The sequence below is a fragment of the Paenibacillus bouchesdurhonensis genome (assembly GCF_900155685.1).
Lineage (GTDB): Bacteria > Bacillota > Bacilli > Paenibacillales > Paenibacillaceae > Fontibacillus > Fontibacillus bouchesdurhonensis.
Window position 1 is genome coordinate 12,876 of sequence record NZ_LT732547.1, and the last position, 25,329, is coordinate 38,204.

Sequence of the window (25,329 nt, forward strand, 5' to 3'; positions counted from 1 at the left end):
ATGAATGATTATCTCGATGCTTGCGAAAAAGTGAGCAAGTGCTAAAAAAACATTGTGGTAAGGGAGTTTGAAGAGTGAAACGTAATCGACTAACGGCATTATTAGCAATTATCTTGTGTCTTTCAATTACTGCTTGTTCATCAAGTGGTGTAGCTTTTGATTACAAGATTAAATCTGAATACGCTGACAAAGTAACAACGGAAGATGCGGCTATTCTGATTGATTTCCTAAAGGTAGCTAATGATTTGCCTGACGCAGCGAATGCAAAAAAAGAGGAAATCGAAATTGAGCAGACGGTTATTAATATGGCAGATGACGCAATAGACCATTTTTTAAAAGTAGATGGAGATATGGCGATAGAGGTTTCTAAGTTAATGCTTTCACTTAGTGCCGTTGCATTGGACATAAAAAATGCAAAGACAAAACATCACATGGCAAAATTGGATAAAGAACTAGGTGTCAAATCTAAATATGAGGATTATATCAACATTGATGATATTATGAAGAAGAAACGGGAAAGTGCCAAAGACGATTTGAATGAGTTCAAAAAATACGTTGACTAATTCGACTTCATGAAATCAAATAACGAAAGCCATCCTGTGAAGGGATGGCTTTCGTTTGTTGTTCGTACCTATTCATCATCATCTCTAGCGGCTTTCGCTGATGATATTTGGTATTCCTTTGATTGTAAGTACATTGGTTTAATTCGACTAAGCAATGCTTGTCGTTTGATAATTTCCTCAAACTGTCTGATTACTTCTGTGTCTTCACTATTGTAATATTCCTCTCCGCAATTTGGATTAGCGCATTTCGCGCCTAGAACATTAACAGACACGATTCCATTGATATTCACTGGAATTGAAAGTGTTTGGTTTAGAACATCCGTCAATCCACACATTACACATTGCTCGATTGTGAACATTGTCTCACTCATCCTTTACCTAATTGGTTAAGACATGAAATAATACTGCTTGACATATTCTAGTACACCCTCTGACTCTCTACGTTCGAGTAGTCTCCATATATCATCAACCCAATCCACAAAAGCAATGTAGCATGGTTTATCTAAGGACTTATAGTTGAACAAAGCATTTAAAAAATCACTTCGCTCAACCATAAATGAGTATCCTTCATTGTAATCATCCTCTTCCGATTCGAATCCCGTAATGCTATCTAGTACGATGTATTTTTGTAGAACGGTTGGACTCTCTTTCTTGATGTAAGGTGGTTTTCCTTTTCCCCAAGTGATGATTTTCTCATATATTTCGAGTTCTTCGTCATTGCCAGTGCTCCAAAGTTGTTCTTTTGTAATCGTTAAGCTTTTCTTAATCATTGAGCTAAGTAAGTTATGGTTAGACTTCAACTGCAGAACGTCTTCATCAGTAAGCGATGTATAAATTTCATAGTGTTCAAGGCTATCTCGAACAACATAGAAGGGGAAGTCAAACGGCTGTCTTTGAATGATGTATTTCTGACGGAAATCTGCCGTGCTATTAAAAAGCACATGGAAGTTATCTGTGACTCGAATTTCCATGAAGGTGTTGTCAATGTCCTCATGAGATAATTCTTTAATTTGGGCTTTCTTATTTGGCGAAAAGTGAAGGCATTTGATAACATCAGTATTCGTTTGATTCTGCATAGATATCTCCTTTCGGGTTAGGACGGTAATCATCTATTATTCTTAACGAATGACTATCGACAGGCGTACTTTTAGATAAATATAACCTACCGCTTTGGGGATGTAAATATATACCAAATGCCAAAGAAAGTACTGTCGTTGCTAGTCACTTCTGCGATAATTATCCAGCTTGATTCTTCTTGTGAGTCATATGTGCTTGAAATCGAGCAGAACTGACGACAGAGTTACTGCTAGAGCATAATGTTAGCAAATTGAAGATGTAAACTGATTTATTGTGATTTCTTTATTTTATTCATTAACTTGCTTCTTCAATCTGAATAAAACTCGTATTTTATTGAGTGCCCCTAGTTGAACACAAACCACTTCTGTCTATTCATAGACTGATTGTTGAGGTGTTCTCAATTCTAAAATCCGTTCTATAGCGCTCTTATATAATAATAATCTATATTGTGATATTAATTTTCAGTATTATTATATTATTAAATAAGGGTGTAGTTGAACGGATTTTACGATAATGAATTTGTTTCATTAATATTGGAACGTAGCCGAAAGACTAGAAAAATCATTGGCTTAAACGCTATTAGAAATGTAAGGGCAAAAGTTTCTTTTTGAAAAGTAATAGAGGGGGAATTGTAAATGCGAGTAGAGCAGGATTATTTCTTTTGCTACAACGCAAAGATGATGGCGCATTTAAAGAGGTGCGGATTTAGCTACATTTGCTCCGCATTACATGAGAAGAGTGGTAATAGGTTTTGGTTATTTGCAAGAAGCGGTAACTTACAAGCGAGTATTGATAATTTTAAGGTTTAGTTATTTAATCTGGATAATCAATTGTAGGGGATAATAGACAGGAGAGATGAAAATGGCGAGAAAAAGACAGACATATTTCACTAAATCGATGATGATTAAGCTACTTGGAGTAAATGAAAAACAACATGAAGTATACATGCCTAATGAGATTTTCGAGGATTTACCAAAAGCATTTGCATCAGAGGAAATGCAAGGTAAAACTTCAACGCATATTGCATATGCTTATGCTTATTATTATCTTGCAAACTACCAATGGAGATATGCCCAGTACCACTATTACAATGATAAATCGGGTGTGACAACCAGTATAAATGAAGGAATAATTAAGCAAATTCTTGGTTTTCCCCCGAAATCTGAGCAATATACATACCTTACTAAGAATAAAACTGGTTTACTGGTTAAACTGGACTACATTCGCAAAGTGACAGATAAGCCTTGTGGATATTGGTATGAAGAAGGAACAAAGTATAAAGAGGTTCAATTCGTTTATGAGAGTGAATATCCACAAATTTATGGAAATAATAAGAACTGGAAGGTGTCGTTGCCTGTAAAGGGATTCTATCGGTTTAAGGATTCAGAGGAAGATAATTACGAAGATGGAACATTCTATATGATTCAAAATACTCACATGATTGACATTGATGTATTCATTTATTGCATGGATTTAGAGTTGGGCGTTGAAGGATTCTACCTGTACTGTTTCTTGAAATACATGACTGATAAATTTAATAATGCGTATAATTGTTCTCAAAAGAAAATGGCTCAATTAACAGGGCTTTCAATAGATGAAGTGAAGAAACAGCTTGAAAATTTAGAGAGATGCAACATGATAACAAATGACCATAAACCATTCTGTTTAGATAAACCTGAGGATAAGGAAACAAAAACAAATACCTATGGCGTTAAGGAGCCTAATGAGTTTGCTACGAGCATGATACAGTTTAATGTGATTCCAAAACAACGGAAAATAACAGCGAAACAATATGAGTCAGAGATTGGCTGGGCAAATGAAAAAGAAGTAAATGGAATGGTTATTAATCAAAAAACAGGCGAGATAATAAAAGCTGTAGTAGAATACGATATAAATGAGGAAGACGAATTATCAGAGCTAAATGAGATATTTAGTAGATAAGTTAATGTCACAGCCGTAGGACTATGTTCTATGGCTCTTTCGTGATATGACAGCTTAATTTGAAGGGTGATTATTATGTATATTAGAGTGAAGAAACGAATAGCAAAAAATAATGGGAATGTATTCTACCTGTATCTATGTGAAAGTAAACGAAGTGAAGGTAAGGTTACAAATAAGCAAAAATATCTTTTTAGTGCCAAAGAACAGGATTTGGTGAACGGAGACTATAAAGGGAAGTTAAGAGCCAAATTATCTTTTCTAGAACATAATGAACTACAAATTTTGGAGAAGAAAGTATCAAAAGTGTTTGATTGTTTGTAATCGTGGACTGCGATAATGATCTTCTATGAGAACTTGGTTCCTATTGTCAATTCAAGTAAAAATGCTACTTCTCAGGATTTAAAAAGGCTATCGTATCGCGATATTTATTTGTAGGGTTCGTGAATTGAAGTGTTCGGCCTGCTCCAATGAGCTTTGATGCATTTCAGACTGTAAAGTACCCCCTACAGCTTTACCATCACACAGAATTGTCTTTTGTAGCTGAATGGGAGCGGGAAAATATTAAGCAGCGACAATCAGAAGGAATTACAGTAGCTAAAGCCAATGTTGGGTTTAAAAAGGAATACATTCTATAAGATTGTGAAGGAGTGGATTAAGAGGACGAGTGATTAGTATGACATACTGAATTATTATTATAAATAGAATAAAATGTAACTATTTCATTTTTGGTATACAATATCTAATAGGTAGAAAAATCTATTTTCTTAGGGGGTATTTTGATGAGGCTTAAGAGATTTAGTGTAACTAATTACAAGGTTTTCTGTGAGAAATTCTCTATTCAATTTTCCGAAAAAGATATTGTTATATTGACTGGAAAAAATAACACTGGGAAATCAACATTTCTTGAGGCTATCAATCAATTCTTCCTGCCAACTGTAGCCAAAACAAAAATTCCGATAGAATGCTACTCAGACCAAGATGAGAGTAAAGTCATAGAACTAGAAGCAGTATTTTTAGTTGATGGAGAAGAATTGACCATACTTAAAAAGTATGCAAATGACAACGGGAAATTTTATGACAAAGACGAGAAGGAGATAAAAAAAGGTCACCCATTAAAAGAGGCACTAGACAAAATATTGGAGAATTGCCCATATTACATAACTCCCTACATGACAACTGATGAAGTAGATAAGCAAGTGCATGAAATTTACTCGCAAATAATAACTTCAGAATTAACAAAACTTGAGAAAGATGACTCAGAGGAATTGAGTTCAGAGTACTTGGAACTGAAACGAGCTATTCCAAAACTTCTTTCCCAACTGAAAAAAAATACTGATCATGCATTAAGAATAGTGAGTGAAAATGTTTCTAAGAATCTTCAGGGACTATTTTCAAATAATGATTTAATGCTTGCGGTTACAGGTGGGGAGAGTAATGGTTTTTCGATTTCAGATATTGTAAAGTCAACCAACTCGAGCGTTACGATAAACAATAAGCAATATCAAGGAATGCCTTTAACCACTCAGGGTACGGGTATCCAAAGAATGAGTCTTATCTATATTATTCAGAACATGATTGAACAAGGATTGCTTGGAACGAATGAAGATAAGATGCTATTAATCGATGAACCGGAAGCATTTTTGCATCCAGAAGCAGTTCGTGCATTAAGTCGTTCGTTATATGCTATTGGTAATAAAATGCCTTTAATAATTTCCACTCATTCACCAGTGTTGATTGATCTTTCTGAGAACCACGCGTCTATTCAGGTTTTTAGGATTGGTACTAGTGAAGCGATTGAATTGTATCAGTCCTCAAGCTCTGTCTTTGATGAGAACGATATTACCAATATGAAAATACTAAATTATGTTGACTCCTATATAAATGAATTTTTCTTCGCTAAGAATATTGTTATAGTCGAAGGGGATACAGAGTATGTAGCGTTAATACACTATATCCAAGAAAGGCAGCTTCCAATTCATGTTATTAGAGCAAGAGGTAAAGGTACAATCTGTTCTCTAATGAAAATATTAAATCAATTTAAAGCACCGTATTTTATCATACACGATGTAGATAACGACGAAAAATATGAACAAACAACACTAAAAGCTCAATTAACTAATTGCAAGAACATTTACAAGCTGAAGATGCAATCTACCCGGGTTTTTGCTTCGGTATCAAATTTTGAACAGGCAATAGGAATTGGAGATATAGCAAATAATAAGAAAACAGCAACTATATACACTATTATGAATGACCCCAAGGGTTTACTTGTTAAGAATCGGATATATTCTTTCTTTGATAGATTATTTGTCGATCAGAACTTAGATAGAAATAATGAAGTGAATATTATAGAGATAACAAATGAAAGTCTATATGAAGAACTGTTTTTTCCGCTTATTGAAAATGATCAGGTGGCAACCGGGGTAGAGGAGATAGGTAATTAAAGTAAGTTTAAGTAGGAAGTAGCGATTCCTAAACTGTTCAAGAATAGGCCGCTCATAAGTGTGCTTTTCTTTTTATTCATGCTGATTCAAAAAGGAAATGTTAGGGCAAGCATTTGATATAATGAAATTGTACTTGGCGCCGGTAAAATTATACTTCTCGTATGAAACAAATTGCAAATACAAAACATAGGAGATTATATTGTGAATACATACGATTTTCTTAATCTGTCAGCGATAGAATTTGAGGAGTTATCTAGAGATTTACTTCAAAAATATCTCGATTGTTTTCTTGAAAGTTTTACAGAGGGAAGAGATAATGGTATCGATTTAAGAGGTTCTTTAAACGACCATGGAACCCTGCTAGTACAATGTAAGAGATATAAGGATTACAAATTGTTAAAAGGTAATTTAACTAAAGAACTACAAAAGGTAAATCAAATCCATCCTAATCGATATATAGTTGTAACTTCAGCTAGTCTGACACCGAACAATAAAGAAGAAATTCAAAAATTATTTCACCCATATATTTTAAATTCTTCTGATATATTCGGAAAAAATGATCTCAATAACTTGATAAGTTTATATAAAGATATCGAAGAGAAATACTATAAATTATGGTTGTCGAGCACAAAAATTCTTAATAAAATTCTTCATGGTAATATTGTCAATCGATCTGAATTTCTTGTTGAAAATATTACCAAAGATATTAAAATGTTTGTCCAAAATGAAAGTTTTAATGATGCAATTAATATTTTAAATGATAGAAATTTTATTATTATTTCGGGAAATCCTGGGGTTGGAAAAACAACTTTGGCTAAAATGTTAGTCTATGAATATTTAGCGAATGATTTTGAAGTTATTGAAATCTCAGAGGATATTGAAGAAGCAAATAGACTTTTTATAAAAGGAAAGAAGCAGGTTTTTTATTATGATGATTTTCTTGGAAGTAATTTTCTGGAGAAGACTATCAAAAAGAATGAAGATAAAAGATTGTATGGGTTTATTGAAAGGGTTAGAAATAGCAAAAATCATAAATTAATTATGACAACCAGAGAATACATTCTTAATCAAGCAAAGCAAAAATATGAGTTATTCGTTAGAGCCGATTTTAATCTTGGAAAACATATTTTGGATTTGGTTAAATACACAGTATTATCGAAAGCTGAAATTCTGTATAATCACTTGTTTTTTTCTGATTTGGAAGGAGAATACATTTCTTCTATTTTAAAGGACAGTGGTTACAATAAAATAATTAACCACCCTAATTATAATCCTAGAGTAATAGAGCTTATGACGATTAAATTAAACAAAACGATAGTTGCACCAGAAAACTATACCGATACTATAATTAAAACCTTAGAAAATCCAACCCAAATTTGGTTGCATGCCTTTGAAAATCAAATTAGTGTCTTATCCAAGTATATTCTTTATACGCTACTTATTAGTAATAACCCAATCACAGAACAAGCTATGCTAAGAATAATTAAAAATATGATTAAATTTGAAAGTAAATATTATAATTATCCCTTCCAAAGAGAAAGCTTTTTGCACTCTTTAAAAGAATTAGAGAATACTTTTATTAAAATAACAAAAAGATATGATGGAGAGAATTTAATTCAATTTCAAAATCCATCTGTTAAAGATTTTTTATTAAACTACATAGAAGGTGATGAAGAACTTTTAGAATTGATTATAGAAAGTCTGGTTTATTTTAATCATTTGTTTACGATATTTGATGTTTTTGATAAAGATAATGAGAGAAATAATCTTTTTACTCCATCTATAAAATTATCATCAAAGAAAATTAGGCTATCATCGAACCTTAGACGTAAATTCATTAATAAATTGATTAATTCTTTTCATGAGTTAGATTATTTTGAGCATATTTCGACAGATGAGATAAGTGAAATCACAAAAAATAAAATACTTTATTTGCATTCATATTACGATTACAGCAATACAGATATTAACCATATTATTGCATGTTCAGTAAGCAGTATTGAAATAGAAAACTGTATTGCAGATGAGAAAGAGACTCTAGTGGATATTATATTTAAAACCAAAGATATAATTAATATTGATGCTTACCAATTTATTGATTCATATATTGATAATATTTGTTCACTAAGTGATGTTAGAGGATTAATGAATTTAAGTGAATTGTTTGAGGATGATTTTAATGTATACTATGCAAAATTTGAAAATTATCTTAGGAAATCTATAGATGATGCAATAGAAGATGATATAGAAGAAGCGATAAAAGATGAAGATCAGATTGTTCAATTGATCGATGAATTAATCTTGGTCAATGAATACTTCGATGGTGCAGTAAGTACTAATATAAGGTATTTGCAAGAAAGATTACAGGCTATGAGCAATTATCAAGATGAGATGGATTCTGAAGATTTGAGAGGTTACAGGGGGCAAAAAAATAATGATGATGCGATAATAAACATTAAAATTAGCAATATGTTTAGTTCGCTTCGACAATAGTTTCACTAAGTCCATTAGGTAACAACTTGGAAACTTCAGCGTTAATAAGAGTAATAGTGTATCGTAGGTCTTGGTTTTTGAAGGGGGAAAGTCTTTTAAAAGGCGAAGAATAAGGAAGTATCCCCAATGCAATTTTAAACATACCTAATTGGTGATAAGGAAGGAAGCAAAAAATGATTCATATTGGCGAACACTTAATACCGAATGATGAAATTTATTTAGCAGACGTACGCAAAATAAGAGAATATTCATTGGAAAAGGGTTACGCTTGGTTTGGAGAGGATGATTTCTTAACAGAAAAAGAAATTAGAGAAGCTAAAAAATCATTTCCAGAGGGTAGAATCGGAATATCAATAACAATTACTTATAGTGAACAATATGGGGAATATTTATACATTGAACGTCCGTATGTGACTCTGACAGATATAATGAAGAAGAACAGTCAGGCAAAGATTTCTTATTTTTGTTTTAAGGCAGTCTTTGATGAGGTGGGTGAGATTGCGGGGATTGTTAGAAATAATGTTTTCTTTACATTTTGGGATTCAAATTTAGAGTTTGCATGTCAATCATCCTCCGAAATTATAACTGGGAGATTCCTGGAAATATATAAATCGGATATTTTCGAATCAGTTGTTGAAAGATACGAAGAACTTCTCTCGTATTCTAATCAAATATATAAAGGGGGATATATTTTTGTTGATACAAAAGGGCATTTGGTGGCAAATTTTTTTAAGCAGGGTAGGAAGTACGATGCTGAGTTAAATGTGGTTGGAATATAACATGTGTTGCTTATACTGGTTTGTTATCATTTGTTGAAAACACTACATTTACCAGCTACAATTGATATATAAAATAACTCAAATAATGAACAGTAATTTACTCTATTGAAGTACACGGTAGGTATCCGTGCGGTAACTTCCATCGACGGGATGACCGCCGACTGGGCGCGCATTCCGTGGGACGTACTGGAGAAAACTTCGGTTCGTCAATGAAATGAACAACACGCTGACCGTATGGCGTACCTAGTTTGTAGCCCCTGATCTGCAATGATTGAATTTGTTTTTATGGGTTGACTCATACGTGTGAAAATAATAAGATGAAATTATCCAACGGTCACTGACCAAATTAAACGTTTAACTCAGACCGCTGTAGCGGTTCAACCATAAAGTGCAATAAACTCAGTCAGCATAAGGGATGGCGGGTTTTTATAACGAGGGGCGGTCTTGAAAACCGTTAGGGTGCAAGCCCACGTGGGTTCGAATCCCACCCTCTCCGCCAGATATTAATTGAGAACCCACAGAGGTTCGTCCATACCACCTATATAAATTAAGCCGCTTTCTGAATGGAGAGCGGTTTTTTAGTATGCCAAGGTGCATAAACCTTGCTGGATTGCTTGTCCGACCCAACAATAAATGGAGTTCTGGTATTTGAAATATGCAATCTGGCGCAGACTGTAGAAGTAACTGGATTTCGTGTTATTAAAATGAGGTTTAACCGGCTGTTATATTGATCAAGCGGTTTGAAGTACATGAAATCCATCTATTTTCTAGAGTTGACCTAGAGATACTAAAGTAAATACATAGAACCCAGCTAAATTGATTACGCGACGTTTGTAGAGACGCTTTGCGTGTCATCGTAGAGCCATGAATCCAACGAATTTGGTTCTCCCCACATTTCTATATCTTAAAGGTTGCGTTAGCACGAGAAATGATGCCGCCAGGAGCTTTACTACGCAAGAACAGCAGCCCCAGCCAAGGATCACCAGGTATAAATGAAGTGGAATACTCACAACTTAAGTCGACTGAGTGAACTAAGCTTGATGAGCAAAGAATGAGCAAAGAATGATGAGCAAAGGATTTGCAAAGAATGAGTAAAGGAGGATGTGCCGCATGAGTAAGCCGAAGTCCTATACGACCCCAGGAACCCAACCTGATTCCAATCAGCGCAGAGAGCATAGAGGCGGGGGGCCGGAGCCCCTATCGGGTTCCAAGAAGGTTAAGAATCAAAATCATGTAAGTCATAACAATCCTCAAGGCTAACTGAGCAGAAAGCAGAACAGCCTTGAATCTCCTATCCCTCAGCCAGCGGCTGTGGGATTTATTTCTAATTCCTAATTATACAGGACATGAGCTTCAAATAATGTCATAATAAGAGAGTGGATTACTTTTCAATTTTAATGTGAAAGGATCGTGATGCGTATAGCCAAACCTTGAAGATATCGTTAGCCATTTCGATCAAAGTGCTTTATTGGCTGTAGGAAATATCCATGATGTGAAGGGTGGGACGCCTTAAGAAAAAGGCGAATTTCATTAAGAAATTTAAGGAAGAGGGTTTCATTTTTTCACATTATGTTTAATATATTAGGTGGGTCATGTAAAAAAAATATTATATATTGTCATCTGTGAGGATGGAGAGGAGCTAGTATGTCAAGAAAGTTTTTTATGTCAGCACTTATTTTACTTATGTCGGTAACCTTGATTTTATCCGGCTGCGGCACTAAGAAGGAGCCGAAAGAAGCGCTGAAAAGTGCAGCTGTAACTGCACTGAAAATGGATTCATATGTAACAGAAAGTCAGATTAAACTAACAGATCTTACGTTCGATGCATCATCGTCTCCGGAATTGGGAGCCGTCTACTCTATGCTTAAGGACGCTGAGATAAATTTAACTCAAGTGTACCAGAGAGATCCTATGCAGACGGAAGCTTCGCTGGAAGTCAAGCTGACAGGTGATTTCTCAACGACGATTACACTACAATTCGTGATGACCAAGGATAAAGTATATGTCAAAATCCCTAGCATTCCGTTCCTGCCGCTGCCGGAGAATGTAACCGGGAAATTCCTCGAGTTTGATTTGAAGGAATTGGCGGAAAGCGCCGGTGAGGACTTTAATCCGGATTTGCTAGATACCGATAAAACTCAGAAGCTTGTGGCGGAGATTGCCAATGTCATCCTCGCAGAGTATGATTCAGAGAAATTTATCAAGGATGTTGATCCGAAAGAATTTAATTTGCCGGAAGGCTTTAAGGCGAAGCAAGTCGTTCAATTCTATATTACGAATGATACGTTTAGGGAAGCGATTGCCATTCTAATCAAAGAAGCCCTTCCGAAGGCACTTGATATTGTAGCTAAGGATGAATATCGCGAAATGCTGCAGCTAACGCCTCAGGACATTGAGGATGCGAAGAAAGAGCTCGGAGAACTTAATGAAGAAGAGTTCCAAAAAGATTTGGACGAAATGCAGAAATTTTTGAAAATTAATGAATTTACTATGAACACCGCCATCGACAAGGATAATTACCCTTCTTATCAAGAGATGAACCTGGATGTAGAATTCAGTGATCCGGATACGCAGGAGAAGATAAAACTGGCCATGCATATGAATAGTAAATTCACGGGTATCAATCAAGCGCCAAAATTCGAAATCGGTATTCCACAGGATACCATCACGATGGAAGAACTTGAGCAAGAAATGAACTCATTTGGCTATTAATAAATAATTAAGCATAGCAAAGGGGCGTCTCCGAGTCTAGATAGAACTTGGGACGCCTCTTTGCTATGGTATGTTAACAAGCTATTTTTTGCGCAGGCGCCGAAAGAACTCCGTTAGCAGAGAAGCGCATTCCTCTCGCAGTATGCCGGCCGTTACTTCTGTACGATGGTTAAAGCGGGGCTCCTGGAGTAAATTTATCAGCGTGCCAGCGCAGCCCGCCTTGGGATCAGGAGCGCCGTAAATAACTTGGGGGATACGGCATTGCACGATAGCCCCCGAACACATAGGACAGGGCTCCAGGGTCACGTAAAGCCGACAATGGAGCAGACGCCATGCGTCTAAGGCTTGGCTCGCTTCCCGAATGGCAATCATTTCAGCGTGTGCTGTACCATCACGAATGCTTTCGCGAAGATTATGGCCTCTTCCTATAACTTCGTCGCCAAGTACGATAACAGCACCGATAGGAACCTCGCCGATTGCTTCTGCCTTGCGCGCTTCTTTGATTGCTTCATGCATCCAGTATTCGTCGGAATAAGTGGAGGCGGGAGGGGTTAACGGATAAGACGCATCCATAAAATACAGTTCAACTCCTTGGAAATAGTAAGAAAAAAGTACTCTGTCCAACGAACAAATATTCGTTGTTAACATGTTGTGGGTAAGTCTGTGCATAACCACTTCTTTATCCCCATTGTTATACACAGCAAGGACTTTGAGATTGTTGACATGTTCATAACTTGTGCATAACTTTTTGAATACGCCCTTTATTAACAACACATATAGGTATTTTTACTTATTGTAGGTAAAGAGAGTGGGAATATCAACGTCTTTGCAAAACATGTCGTTACAGTTATGATGATAGGAGAAGATTAATTCCAAAAATAGCCAGAGTACAGTCTCAAAAGGGTGGGGGGAAGCTTGTCTATTAAAACAAAGTTATCTCTAATTATGTCGTTTTTCGCATTGATTCTTCTTTCCTTAAATATCGCCTTAAGTTACTTCTCAACCCGGGATAATTTAAGGAATCTGAGCGAAGCCAACATGATGGTGACAGCCCGTCAGATTGCACTGGCTGTCGAACAAGGTCGTTCTGTTAATGAGCACATCAAGAAGCAGAACCATGGGGAGATCAGTCGAGTGATGGCGGAAGGGATGCTCCAGATGACTAGTCCCGATCGGATTACCCAGGAGACTTTGCGCTCCAATACAGATCTGCTTGAGATTACGGGCATAGACCTCGAGACCTTCCAGGGAGGCGGCAAGCTCTTATTCGGCACTTATAACTATGTAAATGATACTATGGATCAAACGGCGGTCAAGGAGGTTATCCAGAAGGGCGAGAGTCTATTACAGGACGCCACCATTAATGGGGAAAGAGTGCTGGAGAGCTTTATTCCTATTTCACCTGTAAATAAAGGCCCTTATGTCATACGAATCGTTTCAAGCTATGAGCCTATTTCCTCGGTCATTTCCAAGCAAATGTTTAGCCAGATCACGATCTCTTTAGTCTTACTTCAAATCGTCATATTTGCCAGTTATATTCTGGCCGGCGAAATTATTAGGCCTATTCAGGATATTCTGATTAAAGTGAACCAACTTTCTTCAGGGAAATTCGAGACTAGAATGCGGGTGAATCGTCGGGATGAGCTTGGATTGTTAGGGCAGAAGATCAATACGATGGCTGTTAGCCTTGGTCATTATACCACCGAGTTGGAGCAGAAGAATGAAGAAATTCGTTCAATGAATGAATACTTAGAGTCCATTATCAGCCAGACGGCTGATGCGATTCATTTGATTGATCTGGAGGGAAGAATCCTCAGGGTAAATCCTGCGTTTGAGTGTTTATATGGTTGGACGACCGAGGAGATCGTAGGCCAACACTTAGATTATATTCCGTCTTTTTTAGAGCAGGATAGGGAAGAATGGACGCGAGAGCTGGAGCAGGGGAAGTCCGTTATTTTGTCCGAAACCGTGCGTAAGCGCAAGGATGGAAGCTTGGTGGAGGTAAGCATTAGTGAATCTCCGATCTTTGATAAGTTCGGGCGAATATCCGCTTATATTTGCATCTCCAGAGATATGACGGAGCACAATCGGATGGAAGAGCTCCTGCGCAGATCGGAGAAGTTGACGACGGTTGGCCAATTAGCGGCAGGCGTTGCCCATGAAATCCGCAACCCGCTTACAACGCTGCGCGGCTTCCTGCAAATGCAACAGTGCTCCAAGGCCGTTAATCCGCTCCATACAGACATCATGCTTTCGGAGCTGGATCGAATTAATTTGATTGTGAGTGAGTTTTTAATTCTAGCTAAGCCGCAGGCCGTAAATTTCCAAACCAAGGATGTCCGTTATACGCTTGGAGACGTCGTCTCCTTATTGGATAGCGAGGCTCACTTACATAACATTGAATTTAGAGTTCATTTCTCGCCGGAAGCTATTCTGGTACACTGTGAAGAGAACCAATTAAAGCAGGTATTTATTAATGTCCTGAAAAATGCCATGGAGGCCATGCCTTCCGGAGGGCAAATCACACTTATGCAGTCTTCCGATGAGCCGCATCTTGCCGTCATTCGCGTCATCGATGAAGGTGAAGGCATCCCCAAAGAACGGATGCAGAAGCTCGGAGAGCCGTTTTATACGAACAAGGAGAAAGGAACGGGGCTTGGCTTGATGATCAGCCAGAGGATTATTGAGGCTCATAAGGGCTGTTTTCAAATTGAGAGCGAGGTCGGCAAGGGGACGGTGGTCACGATTACGCTTCCGCGTCTGCAGGAGAAGGAAGCTCCTCAGCCGGATGAATAATCTTTCAGGTTACAAATGTGTTAGAAGTCCAAGCAAAGAGATAGCATAGACGGGGTGACATCAAAGGTGAGAATCAATAAATTTATTAGTGAAACAGGTTACTGTTCCCGGCGGGAAGCGGACAAGCTAGTAGAGTCCGGCCAAGTAACGATTAATGGGGAAATAGCTGTCCTCGGCAGTCAAGCCGAGAAGGGGGACGATGTTCGGATTAACGGGAAGCCGCTGACGCTGAAGACATCCAAGCATGTATACATTGCACTAAATAAACCGGTAGGGATCACGAGTACAACGGAACAGCATATTCGAGGAAATATCGTCGATTTCGTAGGGCATGAGGAACGAATCTTTCCCATCGGGCGTCTTGATAAGGATTCGGAAGGCTTAATCTTGCTGACTAGCGATGGGGATATCGTTAATAAAATATTGCGATCCGAGGGGCGGCACGAGAAGGAATACATCGTGACGGTGGACAAGGTGATAACGCCGTCTTTTCTTAAAGCTATGAGTGAAGGAGTGCGTATCCTCGGCACGATGACCAGGCCTTGCCAGGTGACGCGGATTACAGAGAGAGTATTCCGAATTATTCTGACCGAAGGGAAGAACCGGCAAATTCGCCGGATGTGCAGTGCACTTGGTTACGAAGTGCGCAAACTTCAGCGCATTCGGATTATGAATATTCATTTAGGCAACCAAGCGACCGGTTCTTGGCGAGAATTGACACCGCAAGAGAAGCAGGAGCTCGGAGCAGCGCTGAATTATGATCTTCAATAAGGATATCGGGGCTATCGCCTTACTTGAATACAAAAACAATCAGGCCTCCCGCAGGGCCTGATTGTTTCCTAATAACGTTGTATAAGGATTATTGCGAAGTTGTGTTAATCGCCGGAATGCCCGTTTTCGATTCTTCTTGGTATTTACGGATAATCGATACTTCGACTCGGCGGTTCTTGGCGCGCCCTTCGCTTGTTTTGTTCGAAGCAACGGGGTGGTACTCGCCCTGGCCGGTCGAGCTGAACTTTTTCGGATCGAGCTTGTCATTAAGCAGGAGAATCTTCATGAAGTTCAAGGCTCGTCCGGAACTTAAATCCCAGTTCGAAGGGAATTGGCTTGTCGAGATCGGGATATTGTCTGTATGCCCAGAGACAACAACCTCGTAATCCGGGAATTGTTCCAGCATCGCAGAGATGGCTTTAGCCAGCTTGCGGGCTTCCGTCTTCACTTCCGCATCACCTGAGGCGAATAGGGCATTATCGCTAATCGTAATCATGAGTCGAGAGTGATTAAGCTGCGTATCAAGCTGCGTTGTGAGTCCGTTCTCTTTAATGTAATCATCCAGACGCTTCTTGAGACCTTCGAGATTCTCTTGCTCTCGGCGCATAAGCTCGTTTTTTCTCATTAAGCCTTCTGATGAATCTTTAGGTATTAGATTATCGCTATTAAAGTTCTTGGAATTGCTGTTGAGCGAGTTCTGATCGAGTATGCCAATACCGCCGGTAAGGACGCCGCTGAATGCTTCGCTCATTTCTTCGAACTTCTTAGCATCGGTAGCGCTCATGCCATACAGAACTATAAATAGAGCCAGCAGAAGCGTCATAAGATCCGCGTAGGGTATTAGCCAGGATTCGTCGGCATGCTCCTCGTGGGGCTCCTGCCTAGTCTTTTTGCTCACCGGATTCACCTACCTTGTCTAATAGACCGGCGCGCTCCGATGGAGTCAGAAATACAGCCAGTTTTTGTTGGATGGCAATCGTTGAGACACCAGATTGGATGGACAACAGCCCTTCCACCATCATTAGGCGGATTTCAATTTCCTGTTTGGAAAGACGTTTTAGCTTATTCGCGATGGGGTGCCATAGAACATAACCCGTGAAAATACCGAGCAGAGTCGCTACGAAGGCCGCCGCAATAGCATGCGCCAAGGAATCCATATCGGACATATCCGCAAGGGCAGCGATCAGCCCGATAACGGCTCCAAGTACCCCGAGGGTAGGAGCGTACATCCCGGCTTGGGAGAAAATGAGCGCACCCGCGCGATGCCGTTCTTCGGTAGCCGCAATATCTTCTGAAAGGACATCGCTGACAAACTCCTGGTCATTGCCATCAATGATCATGCGCATACCGTTGCGCAGAAAATCGTCATCAATCTCTTCGACCTTGGATTCGAGCGCCAGGAGCCCCTCACGCCGGGTAACCGTAGCCCATTCCATAAAGAGCGAGATGAGCTCTGCCTTGCTGATCATTTTTTGCTTGACGAATAACTTCTTGAACAATTTTGGAATCTTCTTCAATTCTGAGGAAGGGAAGCCTAAGAAAAGGCTCGCTGCGGTTCCCACCAAAATAATGACGTACGCCGCCGGGTTGTTAACTAGGTTGACGATTGGAGCTCCTTTAAGGAACATCCCCAGAACTACGGCGACTAAACCGAGAATAATACCGATGAGTGATGAAATTTCCATTATACACCTCGTCCTTGAGATAAATTGAAACCGTGCTTTTGCCTTTAAGCATCCTTGCGAAAAGACAGGAACCCTCAATAAATAAACGGTTATATTTTTTATCGACAGAAATCCATTTTTTTTTAAGTGGTATTTTCGTTTATAATAAGACAATGGCCTATTTTAGGAGTCGTGAAGGGAGCGAATCGCCCGTGGGAGTAAAGCACGGAAGGGAATATGAATATATTTTGGCGGATTTTACGGAGGCTGTTGGCCGTATACCGGATTGCTATGTTTTCTTTGAGATGGAGCCTGCCGAATGGGAGGGGCTGTCGAAGGAGGAGAGGCACGAGGTTCTGGAGGCATTGGCTGAGGATCTATTCTTCGGACTGGGCTCCGAGCCGGTAATTACCGTGGGAAGCGCAGTCGTGATATATGACCCGGAAGCCCACCGTATCAATGTGTTAGTTGGGGAAGAGGAGTTAACCTCGGTCAAGCTGATTTAAGGGAGTTGCGTATAAAAGATTTTGCATGTGCCTTGGGCCGTGGTAAAATATGAGATTAGGAATATCTAAATTATAGCTCTTGGCATTATGCATGAATGAAGTACATGGGGAATAACAATAATCAAAAAGTATAATTAAAACTTACCAATAAAGCTTCGTGCATTTAAAGGTACAAGGGACGTACTACATAGTCTTTGGGGTTCTTGAAAAAGAACAGGGAGGAAAGAACATGCCGTTTACACCACAAGAAGTTGAGGCGCATTTAGAAAAGTTAGAAGGATGGGAATTGGAAGAGGGACGCTGGATCGTTCGCAAATACACGTTCTCTGAGTTTATGAAGGGCATAGCCTTTGTAGACGAGGTTGCGGCGATCTCTGAGGCCTTTAACCATCATCCTTTTATTACGATCGATTACAAGACGGTTACGCTTCGTTTGACATCATGGGAAGCAGGTGGGATCACGGCCATCGACATTAAGGAAGCCGAGCAATACAATGAGGCCTTTGAAAAGATGAGTTCTTCCGAATAACGCAAGGGGGAACCAAGGTATCTTGGCCGAATACGGGACACGCCCACCGGGAACGCTACGTTTCTGGTGGGCGTGTCTTTATTGTGCATAATTATTTTTTCTCGGCAAGCCAAAGTGCGACGTTCGCAATTTCCTCGTCTTGGAGCTTATCTTTGAAGCCAGGCATCATGGAGCCTTTACCCTTCGAAATCACCTTGTAAAGCTGTTCAGTGGACATGGTGGCACCGATATTTTGCAGATTAGGTCCCGCTAAGCCCTCCAATTGATCCCCGTGACAGCTAATGCAGTTTGCTTTGACGACGGTTTCCGCTTGCTCTGCATTCAATGTGACTTCAGGCATTTGCGTCTTATTCTCTTGTGCGACCTGTTCTTTACCAGGCAAAGTAAACAGAAGCACGAGAGCCAGCGCACACGCGACAAAGAATAGCCCGCTCATAACCCACTTTTGCATTCCAATCGTCCCTCCTATGTAAGCTACCTTATTATTATAACGGAACATGCTATTTGATCATAGCATTTGTGACAAAAAAAGCAACGAATTCCGCATATAATTGCCCAAATTTCACAATATATATGAGCATTCTCATAGCGCGCTAGAAAGGGGCGTATAAGCGTCTTCTGAACAACAACGTTCCATCACCCATAATTACCCGAGAACGCCTTACAGGCGCTCTCAGACTCCTTGAAGCCTGTCTATAATCGTTCGCCACGATATACCATACAGTAATAGGGTTTAGATATAGCACCAGGAGTCATTTTCTCGTACAGATCGGTAATCACGAAGCCTGATTTCTGATAGGCTCGAATAGCCCGCGTATTCCAGGTAAGCACTTCAAGATCAATTACGTTGGACGGTGCGCGCCGCTGCCCCTCTTTGACAATCGTCAATACAAACGACTTACCCAGTCCATGTCCGCATAAATCGGGTCTCATCCCGATTCCGAGTCTCGTTACGTTCTCCATCGGGAAATATTGGGCAAATCCAGCCAGATTTCCTTGCTCGTCCAGCACGGATACATATTGCTCGGCCCGCAATACCGGATTGCCGAATTCAACATCAAGAGCTTTCATTTGTTCCCAAGGCAGCCAGCTATAGATATCATAGGGGGAGTCGTAGCGCCAAGTACTGATTGCTTCCCCGTGTTGCTCTTCCATAGGAACGATCTGAAACTGAATATCTCGTTTATCCATCTTGCGCCTCCTTGTACAAATGAGAATGCCGTGCCATGGAACTTTTCCGGCGCGATCTTTTTACCACCACTGTAACGGGATTTTATTTTATTGTAAAGGCTCTAATGGTGATGTTTTTAGGAGTAGTGCGATTTATGCGGGATGTTTATCTAATTTTAGTGAAAACGATTTATCGTAGAGAAAGGAAAATAGTGCTAAGGTCGTATGACGCAACTTTTTCCCTTGGAGTTTCGTTAATAGGGTATAACGAATAAAGAGCAAGAAAAAAGCCGCCACAATTCTGGCAGGAATCGTCGCGGCAAATCAAAGAAGTAGTAGACTTAAATTCAAAAGAAATATTAGGATTGTGCGGCATGGGTAGAATAACCGTATTTGCTCAAAATCCGCTTCGCACCGACATAACGTTTCTTGTAGTAGCTATTACTTAGTTTGTCGGTACGAATCCCTTTGGAAGAAGAGGCATGAGCGAACTTCCCGTCGCCGATATAAACGCCCACATGAGATACTCCTTTGCCGGTCGTATTAAAAAATACGAGATCTCCTTCTTTCAGTTGATTCTTCGCAACAGGTGTACCCTGCTTGTACTGGGCTGACGATACACGAGGCAGCTTAACACCCATCTTCTTGAAGACGTAACTTGTGAATCCGGAGCAATCGAAACCGTTTGTCGTCGTTCCTCCGAGCTTGTAAGGTGTGCCGTAGACTGCATTAACCGCCTTGTTCAATGTCGTGTCTGAGTCCGCGTATGCGCTTGCTGTTCCCAATGTGAAGAGAATGGCTAAGCTCGTCGCCGCTGCTGTCAAAGTCTTTCTCAAGTTGTATTACTCCTTCCAAGGCCTGCGAGGTTAGCTTAAGGATTCGGTTGAAGGTTCCCTATCATCTCTTCTGAAGCGAGATCAATTCACCCATAGATGGTTCCCCCGTTTCCCGGGTGCCGGGAATTCGGCTTCTCAAGTTGTATGCACCCGAAACGAAACGACTTACAATAATAATTACAAGTTTGTTACTTATTACTTTGGTTATTCTAACAAAAGCGGCCATCTTTTGCAAGTTTAGTCCCGAGATTGGGCACTGGTAAAGTTATCCGGTAATTTAGGGAATAAAAAAACCTGCAGGTGGATTCTTGAAGGAATCTCTACAGGTCTTTTGGACGTATTATTCTACATCATCGTGATCTTCGCTATCTACGGCAACAGCTTCATATTTATCTGTGCTCATGATGCGTTTGGCACCGACATAGCGTTTGACATAATAGTCTTCGCTCAATTTGCTGATGATTACGCCTTTCTTGGTCGAAGCGTGGGCAAAGCTCTCACCGTCAACCATAACGCCAACATGGGATACACCCTTGCCGGAAGTGTTGAAGAATACGAGATCTCCTGGTTTGAGATCGTCCTTCTTAACGGCTGTTCCCATATTATATTGGGATCCCGATGTACGCGGAAGCTTAATATCGAGACTCTTGAATACATAAGAAGTAAATCCAGAACAATCAAAGCCATCCGTTGTCGTACCGCCGGAAACATATTTCGTACCCAGAGCCGACTGAATGGTACTGTCCAGCTTGGAGTCTGCGAAAGCGCTCCCAGCTCCTAATGAGAATAGAATGGAAAAACTCACAGCTACTACGGCCAACTTTTTCTTCAAAGAAGTTATGCTCCTTCCAATGCCTACGAGGTTAGCTTAAGGATTCGGTTTGAAGGTTCCCTATGATCCCTCTGAAGCGAGATCAATTCACCCAAAATGGTTCCCCCGTTTCCCCGGTGAAGGGAATTCGGCTGTAATTTTAACACCAGGTTTAACATATTCGACAATGCTGTCATGCATCTTAAGAATTATGACAGAAATGATTACAAATCTGTTACTTAAAAAGTTCTGCTGTTATTGTAACAAGGCAGGCATCATTTGGCAATGGTTAAATTGCGAGAATTATATAGCAAGCATAGAATAAGACCTCCGCAAAAGCGCGGAGGCCTTGTGGCTCTAGGGAGCCAAAGAGATGAAGAAATTTTAACTTTTTTGTTGCCATAGGCTATATTGCGAGGATATTTTCCATATTTTGAAAACGGTGCGGAAGAATGGATATGCCTGCTGCAGGATCAGAGCCAACAGACCGGTCATGATCCAGGATATCGTGCCGAATAGTATAAATAGTATAGAGCAAGAGACTGCGAGAACGATGGAGATTCCAAGACCGGCTGTAAGATGCTTCCAGCAAACAATCAAGGATGGCCAGGCTTTGCCCTTGAACAAGTAACCGAATTGCAGGAAAAGCAAGGTTTGGCGTATAAACCAGCTGTAGCCGAGCCAGCCAATGATATAAGTCATGGAGATTAGAAAAACCGAAATTTGGCTGCCCCCTTGGAGAAGGATGGACAAAGGTGCGTATACTTTGGGCAGCAACAACACGGTTGGAATCAGAATCAAGATAAGCTCCAGAAAATAGAATAGAGTTACGGGCTTCCAGAATTTCTGCATGCCCCGGAATAGGGGAAGGCCGGCCGCCCTTTCCTCCGCAGGAAGCAATCCATATAATATGCCGGCGTGGATCAAAGGGGTTAATAGCAGTCGAAGTATGACCATGCCGATTAGGATCCATATGTAATGGTGAACTTCGGGAGTTTGCCAGAATCTGCTCTGTCCTTCAATCATAAACAAAATTCGGCTTAGCTCATGGGGGTGAGGATCTGGGAAGCGATGCAGCACTTGAACAACAGCCGTATTGACCAGTCGATATAGAAAGACACCCCACAGCAATTGATACAGAAACAGAATGATGACGGAGGGGAACTGTCTTTTGACGCTGCTCCACCCATTGCGTATATAGGGCATGGTATCCCTCCTAAAAGTTTTGTGAGCAGTACTACTCTGAATAAGCATCGAACAAAACTTACTCCGGAAGCCTAAGCCTAGTTTTGTGAGCAGTACTGCTCTGAATAAGCATCGAACAAAACTTACTCCGGAAGCCTAAGCCTAGTTTTGTGAGCAGTACTGCTCTGAATAAGCATCGAACAAAACTTACTTCGGAAGCCTAAGCCTAGTTTTGTGAGCAGTACTGCTCTGAATAAGCATCGAACAAAACTTACCACAAGAAAGAACCGGTCAGTATTTCTATCAGCTTCGTCATGCTGACATTGGATCGTGTACTGATCTTCTCATCGAGGTTAGCTTTGAAGTAATTGTTGATATGCTTGTTTTCCAGCACCAATGTATAGTCCGGATCGATCATGGCCCAAGCAAGGGGTTCTTTATAGCGCAGCATTAATTTCTCCTTCTCCTTCTCTCCGTTCCATACCTTTCGAACCGTGTGGCCGTCTTGGAAGGTGAAGAGAATAGGTACCTTCGGATGGGTTCCGCCTTTCCGCCGGATATCTACAATGGATTCGTAAAGTACCTCATTGTTTTCCCGGATTTCCAGGGTAGTGATGTTCTCTATGGCATAGTCCGCCATTTTTCCGTCATATACATATTGATTAAAATACGTTTTCCAAGAGCGTCCCGTTGTTTGCTCCAGCACCCGTTGAAAGTCTGCCGTGGTAGGATGCTTGAACCGATATTTGTGGGCATAGAGAGACATGGTGCGGTTCATAGCTTTGCTGCCGATTTGCCGTTCAATATCAAGAAGAACGAGCTTACCGCGGTGATAGACATTTTTGGCATAGGTATCCGCGTTGCCGAATTCCCAAGAGGGCTGCGTCAACGGCTGAGGATTATGAATGAATGCAGATTGGATGGGCAGGCTGATGGTGATTCCAAACTCTTGATCCATCAAGCGGTCTTCGGCATAGGAGGTAAAGGCTTCGTCCAGCCAGGCTTCTTCAAATTCATTATTGGCCACCATCCCATAGAAAAACTGATGCCCGATCTCATGGATTACGGTTCGTTCTAGCTCGTCATAGCCCGGAGAGTCACTGGTCGCGCCGAATGCTGTAATTAGTGTCGGATATTCCATCCCTCCTGCACCGTTGCCGTCAGCCGGAGGGACAACGATCGATAAAGTAGAGTAAGGGTACTTGCCATACCACTTGCTGAAGTTGGATAGAGCAACCTTGGCGGCGTAAAAATAGCGATCCTTCAAATCTTCATGGGCTGGATCTAAATACAGCTTAATACGCACCCCGGGAACCTCCGTCGATGAAAAGGGCTCTTCTGCGTAAACGAAGTTGGGCGAAGCAGCCCAGGCGAAATCATGCACGTCGTCAGCATAGTACTGGACGATTTTACGCTCGCCCTGCTGTACTGCCTGCTTGGTAGGGAACCCTGTAGCCGCTACGGTATATTCACTAGGCACGTCAATATTTACGCTGTATATGCCGAAGTCCGAATAGAACTCCGAGTTTCCATGATACTGGTGCAAATTCCACCCCTCTGCACTTCGTCCTCTTCGAAAGGCAGGCTCATACACGGATAGTTTGGGGAACCATTGGCCGGCCATTACAAAGTCATTAGCAGTGCCCATCCGCGCGAATATTTTGGGCAGCTTTACGGTGAAATCAAGCTTGAGTGTAATGGTCTCGCCGCCTTGGATCGACATCGGCAGCCGCACTTTAGCCAGCGTTCTGTCATTGACATTGCCATCATCTGGCTGGACGTATTGAACGCGGTGCAGTAGGGAAATGCCGTCCATCGTCCGGATATCGTTCAGCTCTATGGAGCCCCAGCCATCTTTTGGCATGGCGTCGCCGCGCAGGCGGCCGCCGGATTCCTTCATAAATGTAGTTTCTGGGGAAGCGAAGGCATTGGGATATAGGTGAAAATACAGCTCGTTCAGCGTTTTTTTGCCGGGATGGGTCCAGGATAGTGTCTGGGTGCCGGTCAGCGTTCTCTCTACCTCATTCAGCTTGACGTCAATATGGTATTCTGTAACCCGGTTGCTAAGTATTTCTGCCGTCGGCTGCTGGATGCTCTCTGCAGGCAAGGGAGAAGGAACCTTTGTTACGACGGGCTTGCCTTGCGGCTGGGAGGCGAATGAGGGAACGATTTGGTGGCCTCTGAGAAGCATGTACATGATGGAACCGCCTAAAAGACACAGGGTAAGAATAGAAGTACTAACGATAAAAGTTCGACGGGTCATTCCATGGATACCTCCTGTTGACAAGCATCTACAGCATGTATATGTTTGCATTTGAGAGATTATTAGCTAAAATAAAATTAATGTATACGTCGGATGAACAAGCCGTTTCTAATGGGAATATATCATGCAAAAATTGCCTTGGGCATCAGCTCTCAGCTATGACAGCGATCGCTTCAAGCCAGGTGGAGGGAATTATGGATAATAAAGATACTTCGCAGAAGACAGGTAAGAAGATATTTGCCTTGAATATTATTAGTAATGATGATAAGAGCAAGCATAAGGGGTTCGGTGCAGGCTCTATCGATTTAAACAGCATGTCACCCGTAATTATCGATGGAGATGAAGCATACATTGATATCGGTGCCATGCATGCTAAGAGCAAGGTAGAGAAAGGGATCAAATTCTCGACGAACCGGGAGGATGTCCCTAATGGTCGCCAGGTATGGATCGTCTGGGTAGCTGTAGACCGTACGCCGGAAGCAGGACAGTTCTACGGCGGAATGACCGCATGCGAAATGTGGATCGATACAGAGGCTCGACGCGGTTGGAAAATACTTGCCGATCACGTAAACAAAATGGATTATGCCCTTAAGCGCAAGGTGATCCTGGATGGACTAGGGGCAACAGAGAAAGCAGTCCTTAAGAAGCTGCTAATCGAAACGAACGAGGAATGGTGGGAGAAATCCTCGCCAGAGCTGAAGGCGGCTTTGGAGTCTTAATATAGAAGCGAAATTAGAATCAAAAACAGCGATCCATCGTGAAGCAAAGGCGATGATCGCTGTTTTATAT

23 protein-coding genes, 1 pseudogene and 2 riboswitches are annotated in these 25,329 nt (G+C 40.9%); of the genes and pseudogenes, 13 read left to right on the forward strand and 11 right to left on the reverse strand.

Annotated elements, in window-relative coordinates; all coding sequences use genetic code 11:
- The first annotated feature begins 74 nt into the window (after nt 1-74).
- Nucleotides 75-563, forward strand: coding sequence for a hypothetical protein (locus CZ379_RS00185; protein ID WP_110929755.1), 489 nt, complete (start codon nt 75-77; stop codon nt 561-563).
- 68 nt (nt 564-631) lie between these two features.
- Here CZ379_RS00185 and CZ379_RS00190 read toward each other — a convergent pair whose 3' ends face one another.
- Together CZ379_RS00190 and CZ379_RS00195 are read right to left on the reverse strand one after the other, a co-directional pair.
- A complete protein-coding gene (locus CZ379_RS00190; RefSeq protein WP_110929756.1) occupies nt 632-922 on the reverse strand; it encodes a hypothetical protein in 291 nt (96 codons plus the stop codon).
- 27 nt (nt 923-949) lie between these two features.
- Complete coding sequence (locus tag CZ379_RS00195) at nt 950-1,639, reverse strand: hypothetical protein (protein ID WP_110929757.1); 690 nt, start codon at nt 1,637-1,639, stop codon at nt 950-952.
- Nucleotides 1,640-2,501: 862 nt separating this feature from the next.
- Here CZ379_RS00195 and CZ379_RS00200 point away from each other — a divergent pair.
- From CZ379_RS00200 to CZ379_RS00235, 7 genes and pseudogenes are all read left to right on the forward strand, one after another.
- Nucleotides 2,502-3,581 carry a hypothetical protein gene (locus CZ379_RS00200; RefSeq protein WP_110929758.1) on the forward strand — a complete coding sequence of 360 codons (1,080 nt, stop codon included), beginning with the start codon at nt 2,502-2,504 and terminating at the stop codon, nt 3,579-3,581.
- A 779-nt stretch (nt 3,582-4,360) separates the two neighbouring features.
- Nucleotides 4,361-6,025 (forward strand): ATP-dependent nuclease, encoded by a 1,665-nt coding sequence (locus CZ379_RS00210; RefSeq protein WP_110929760.1) that lies wholly within the window; start codon nt 4,361-4,363, stop codon nt 6,023-6,025.
- Between the two features lie 201 nt (nt 6,026-6,226).
- A complete protein-coding gene (locus CZ379_RS00215) occupies nt 6,227-8,518 on the forward strand; it encodes an nSTAND3 domain-containing NTPase (protein ID WP_199925381.1) in 2,292 nt (763 codons plus the stop codon).
- A gap of 173 nt (nt 8,519-8,691) precedes the next feature.
- A complete protein-coding gene (locus tag CZ379_RS00220) occupies nt 8,692-9,297 on the forward strand; it encodes a hypothetical protein (protein WP_110929762.1) in 606 nt (201 codons plus the stop codon).
- 111 nt (nt 9,298-9,408) lie between these two features.
- Nucleotides 9,409-9,504 (forward strand): annotated as a pseudogene (locus CZ379_RS27100) (GMP synthase (glutamine-hydrolyzing)); the annotation flags it as partial.
- A gap of 903 nt (nt 9,505-10,407) precedes the next feature.
- Entirely contained in the window at nt 10,408-10,557 is a 150-nt protein-coding gene (locus CZ379_RS00230; protein ID WP_110929763.1) for a small acid-soluble spore protein P, read from the forward strand.
- Nucleotides 10,558-10,941: 384 nt separating this feature from the next.
- Complete coding sequence (locus tag CZ379_RS00235; RefSeq protein WP_110929764.1) at nt 10,942-12,009, forward strand: DUF6612 family protein; 1,068 nt, start codon at nt 10,942-10,944, stop codon at nt 12,007-12,009.
- Nucleotides 12,010-12,090: 81 nt separating this feature from the next.
- Here the strand turns inward: CZ379_RS00235 and tadA are convergent, their stop codons facing one another.
- Nucleotides 12,091-12,582, reverse strand: coding sequence for a tRNA adenosine(34) deaminase TadA (gene tadA / locus CZ379_RS00240; protein ID WP_110929765.1), 492 nt, complete (start codon nt 12,580-12,582; stop codon nt 12,091-12,093).
- A 342-nt stretch (nt 12,583-12,924) separates the two neighbouring features.
- Here tadA and CZ379_RS00245 point away from each other — a divergent pair, with 342 nt between their 5' ends.
- Nucleotides 12,925-14,805 carry an ATP-binding protein gene (locus CZ379_RS00245; protein ID WP_110929766.1) on the forward strand — a complete coding sequence of 627 codons (1,881 nt, stop codon included), beginning with the start codon at nt 12,925-12,927 and terminating at the stop codon, nt 14,803-14,805.
- A 66-nt stretch (nt 14,806-14,871) separates the two neighbouring features.
- Nucleotides 14,872-15,576 carry a pseudouridine synthase gene (locus CZ379_RS00250; protein ID WP_110929767.1) on the forward strand — a complete coding sequence of 235 codons (705 nt, stop codon included), beginning with the start codon at nt 14,872-14,874 and terminating at the stop codon, nt 15,574-15,576.
- An 88-nt stretch (nt 15,577-15,664) separates the two neighbouring features.
- Here CZ379_RS00250 and motB read toward each other — a convergent pair whose 3' ends face one another.
- Nucleotides 15,665-16,474, reverse strand: coding sequence for a flagellar motor protein MotB (gene motB, locus CZ379_RS00255; protein ID WP_110929768.1), 810 nt, complete (start codon nt 16,472-16,474; stop codon nt 15,665-15,667).
- Nucleotides 16,458-17,261, reverse strand: coding sequence for a flagellar motor stator protein MotA (motA, locus tag CZ379_RS00260; protein ID WP_110929769.1), 804 nt, complete (start codon nt 17,259-17,261; stop codon nt 16,458-16,460). Before motA ends, motB begins: the two co-directional genes overlap by 17 nt.
- 191 nt (nt 17,262-17,452) lie before the next feature.
- Here motA and CZ379_RS00265 point away from each other — a divergent pair, with 191 nt between their 5' ends.
- Together CZ379_RS00265 and CZ379_RS00270 are read left to right on the forward strand one after the other, a co-directional pair.
- Nucleotides 17,453-17,746: a hypothetical protein gene (locus CZ379_RS00265; protein ID WP_110929770.1), complete on the forward strand. Its 294-nt coding sequence runs from the start codon at nt 17,453-17,455 to the stop codon at nt 17,744-17,746.
- A gap of 229 nt (nt 17,747-17,975) precedes the next feature.
- Entirely contained in the window at nt 17,976-18,275 is a 300-nt protein-coding gene (locus CZ379_RS00270) for a 4a-hydroxytetrahydrobiopterin dehydratase (protein ID WP_110929771.1), read from the forward strand.
- A gap of 91 nt (nt 18,276-18,366) precedes the next feature.
- Here CZ379_RS00270 and CZ379_RS00275 read toward each other — a convergent pair whose 3' ends face one another.
- The 6 genes from CZ379_RS00275 to CZ379_RS00300 form a co-directional block, all read right to left on the reverse strand.
- Complete coding sequence (locus CZ379_RS00275; protein WP_110929772.1) at nt 18,367-18,726, reverse strand: c-type cytochrome; 360 nt, start codon at nt 18,724-18,726, stop codon at nt 18,367-18,369.
- Between the two features lie 242 nt (nt 18,727-18,968).
- Nucleotides 18,969-19,466, reverse strand: coding sequence for a GNAT family N-acetyltransferase (locus CZ379_RS00280; protein WP_110929773.1), 498 nt, complete (start codon nt 19,464-19,466; stop codon nt 18,969-18,971).
- A 338-nt stretch (nt 19,467-19,804) separates the two neighbouring features.
- Nucleotides 19,805-20,281, reverse strand: coding sequence for a C40 family peptidase (locus CZ379_RS00285; protein WP_110929774.1), 477 nt, complete (start codon nt 20,279-20,281; stop codon nt 19,805-19,807).
- Nucleotides 20,282-20,285: 4 nt separating this feature from the next.
- Nucleotides 20,286-20,424: riboswitch (cyclic di-AMP (ydaO/yuaA leader) on the reverse strand.
- Between the two features lie 197 nt (nt 20,425-20,621).
- The gene (locus tag CZ379_RS00290; protein ID WP_110929775.1) at nt 20,622-21,113 is read right to left on the reverse strand and encodes a C40 family peptidase; all 492 of its coding nucleotides are present in this window, start codon (nt 21,111-21,113) and stop codon (nt 20,622-20,624) included.
- Between the two features lie 5 nt (nt 21,114-21,118).
- A riboswitch (cyclic di-AMP (ydaO/yuaA leader) is annotated at nt 21,119-21,256 on the reverse strand.
- A 220-nt stretch (nt 21,257-21,476) separates the two neighbouring features.
- Nucleotides 21,477-22,298 (reverse strand): hypothetical protein, encoded by an 822-nt coding sequence (locus CZ379_RS00295; RefSeq protein WP_110929776.1) that lies wholly within the window; start codon nt 22,296-22,298, stop codon nt 21,477-21,479.
- 250 nt (nt 22,299-22,548) lie between these two features.
- Entirely contained in the window at nt 22,549-24,540 is a 1,992-nt protein-coding gene (locus tag CZ379_RS00300) for a M1 family metallopeptidase (RefSeq protein ID WP_110929777.1), read from the reverse strand.
- Between the two features lie 194 nt (nt 24,541-24,734).
- On the opposite strand from CZ379_RS00300, the gene CZ379_RS00305 reads away from it, so the two are divergent.
- Nucleotides 24,735-25,259 (forward strand): YwhD family protein, encoded by a 525-nt coding sequence (locus tag CZ379_RS00305; RefSeq protein ID WP_110929778.1) that lies wholly within the window; start codon nt 24,735-24,737, stop codon nt 25,257-25,259.
- Nucleotides 25,260-25,329: the final 70 nt, after the last annotated feature.

Bases quoted from the DNA above. Each gene is read 5' to 3' on its own strand.
- CZ379_RS00300 (WP_110929777.1), bottom strand. From the start codon at position 24,540: ATGACCCGTCGAACTTTTATCGTTAGTACTTCTATTCTTACCCTGTGT.
- CZ379_RS00280 (WP_110929773.1), bottom strand. From the start codon at position 19,466: ATGGATAAACGAGATATTCAGTTTCAGATCGTTCCTATGGAAGAGCAA.
- CZ379_RS00195 (WP_110929757.1), bottom strand. From the start codon at position 1,639: ATGCAGAATCAAACGAATACTGATGTTATCAAATGCCTTCACTTTTCG.
- CZ379_RS00295 (WP_110929776.1), bottom strand. From the start codon at position 22,298: ATGCCCTATATACGCAATGGGTGGAGCAGCGTCAAAAGACAGTTCCCC.
- CZ379_RS00200 (WP_110929758.1), top strand. From the start codon at position 2,502: ATGGCGAGAAAAAGACAGACATATTTCACTAAATCGATGATGATTAAG.
- motA (WP_110929769.1), bottom strand. From the start codon at position 17,261: ATGGAAATTTCATCACTCATCGGTATTATTCTCGGTTTAGTCGCCGTA.
- CZ379_RS00210 (WP_110929760.1), top strand. From the start codon at position 4,361: ATGAGGCTTAAGAGATTTAGTGTAACTAATTACAAGGTTTTCTGTGAG.
- CZ379_RS00235 (WP_110929764.1), top strand. From the start codon at position 10,942: ATGTCAAGAAAGTTTTTTATGTCAGCACTTATTTTACTTATGTCGGTA.
- CZ379_RS00230 (WP_110929763.1), top strand. From the start codon at position 10,408: ATGAGTAAGCCGAAGTCCTATACGACCCCAGGAACCCAACCTGATTCC.
- CZ379_RS00275 (WP_110929772.1), bottom strand. From the start codon at position 18,726: ATGCAAAAGTGGGTTATGAGCGGGCTATTCTTTGTCGCGTGTGCGCTG.
- CZ379_RS00190 (WP_110929756.1), bottom strand. From the start codon at position 922: ATGTTCACAATCGAGCAATGTGTAATGTGTGGATTGACGGATGTTCTA.
- CZ379_RS00220 (WP_110929762.1), top strand. From the start codon at position 8,692: ATGATTCATATTGGCGAACACTTAATACCGAATGATGAAATTTATTTA.
- CZ379_RS00305 (WP_110929778.1), top strand. From the start codon at position 24,735: ATGGATAATAAAGATACTTCGCAGAAGACAGGTAAGAAGATATTTGCC.
- tadA (WP_110929765.1), bottom strand. From the start codon at position 12,582: ATGGATGCGTCTTATCCGTTAACCCCTCCCGCCTCCACTTATTCCGAC.
- CZ379_RS00270 (WP_110929771.1), top strand. From the start codon at position 17,976: ATGCCGTTTACACCACAAGAAGTTGAGGCGCATTTAGAAAAGTTAGAA.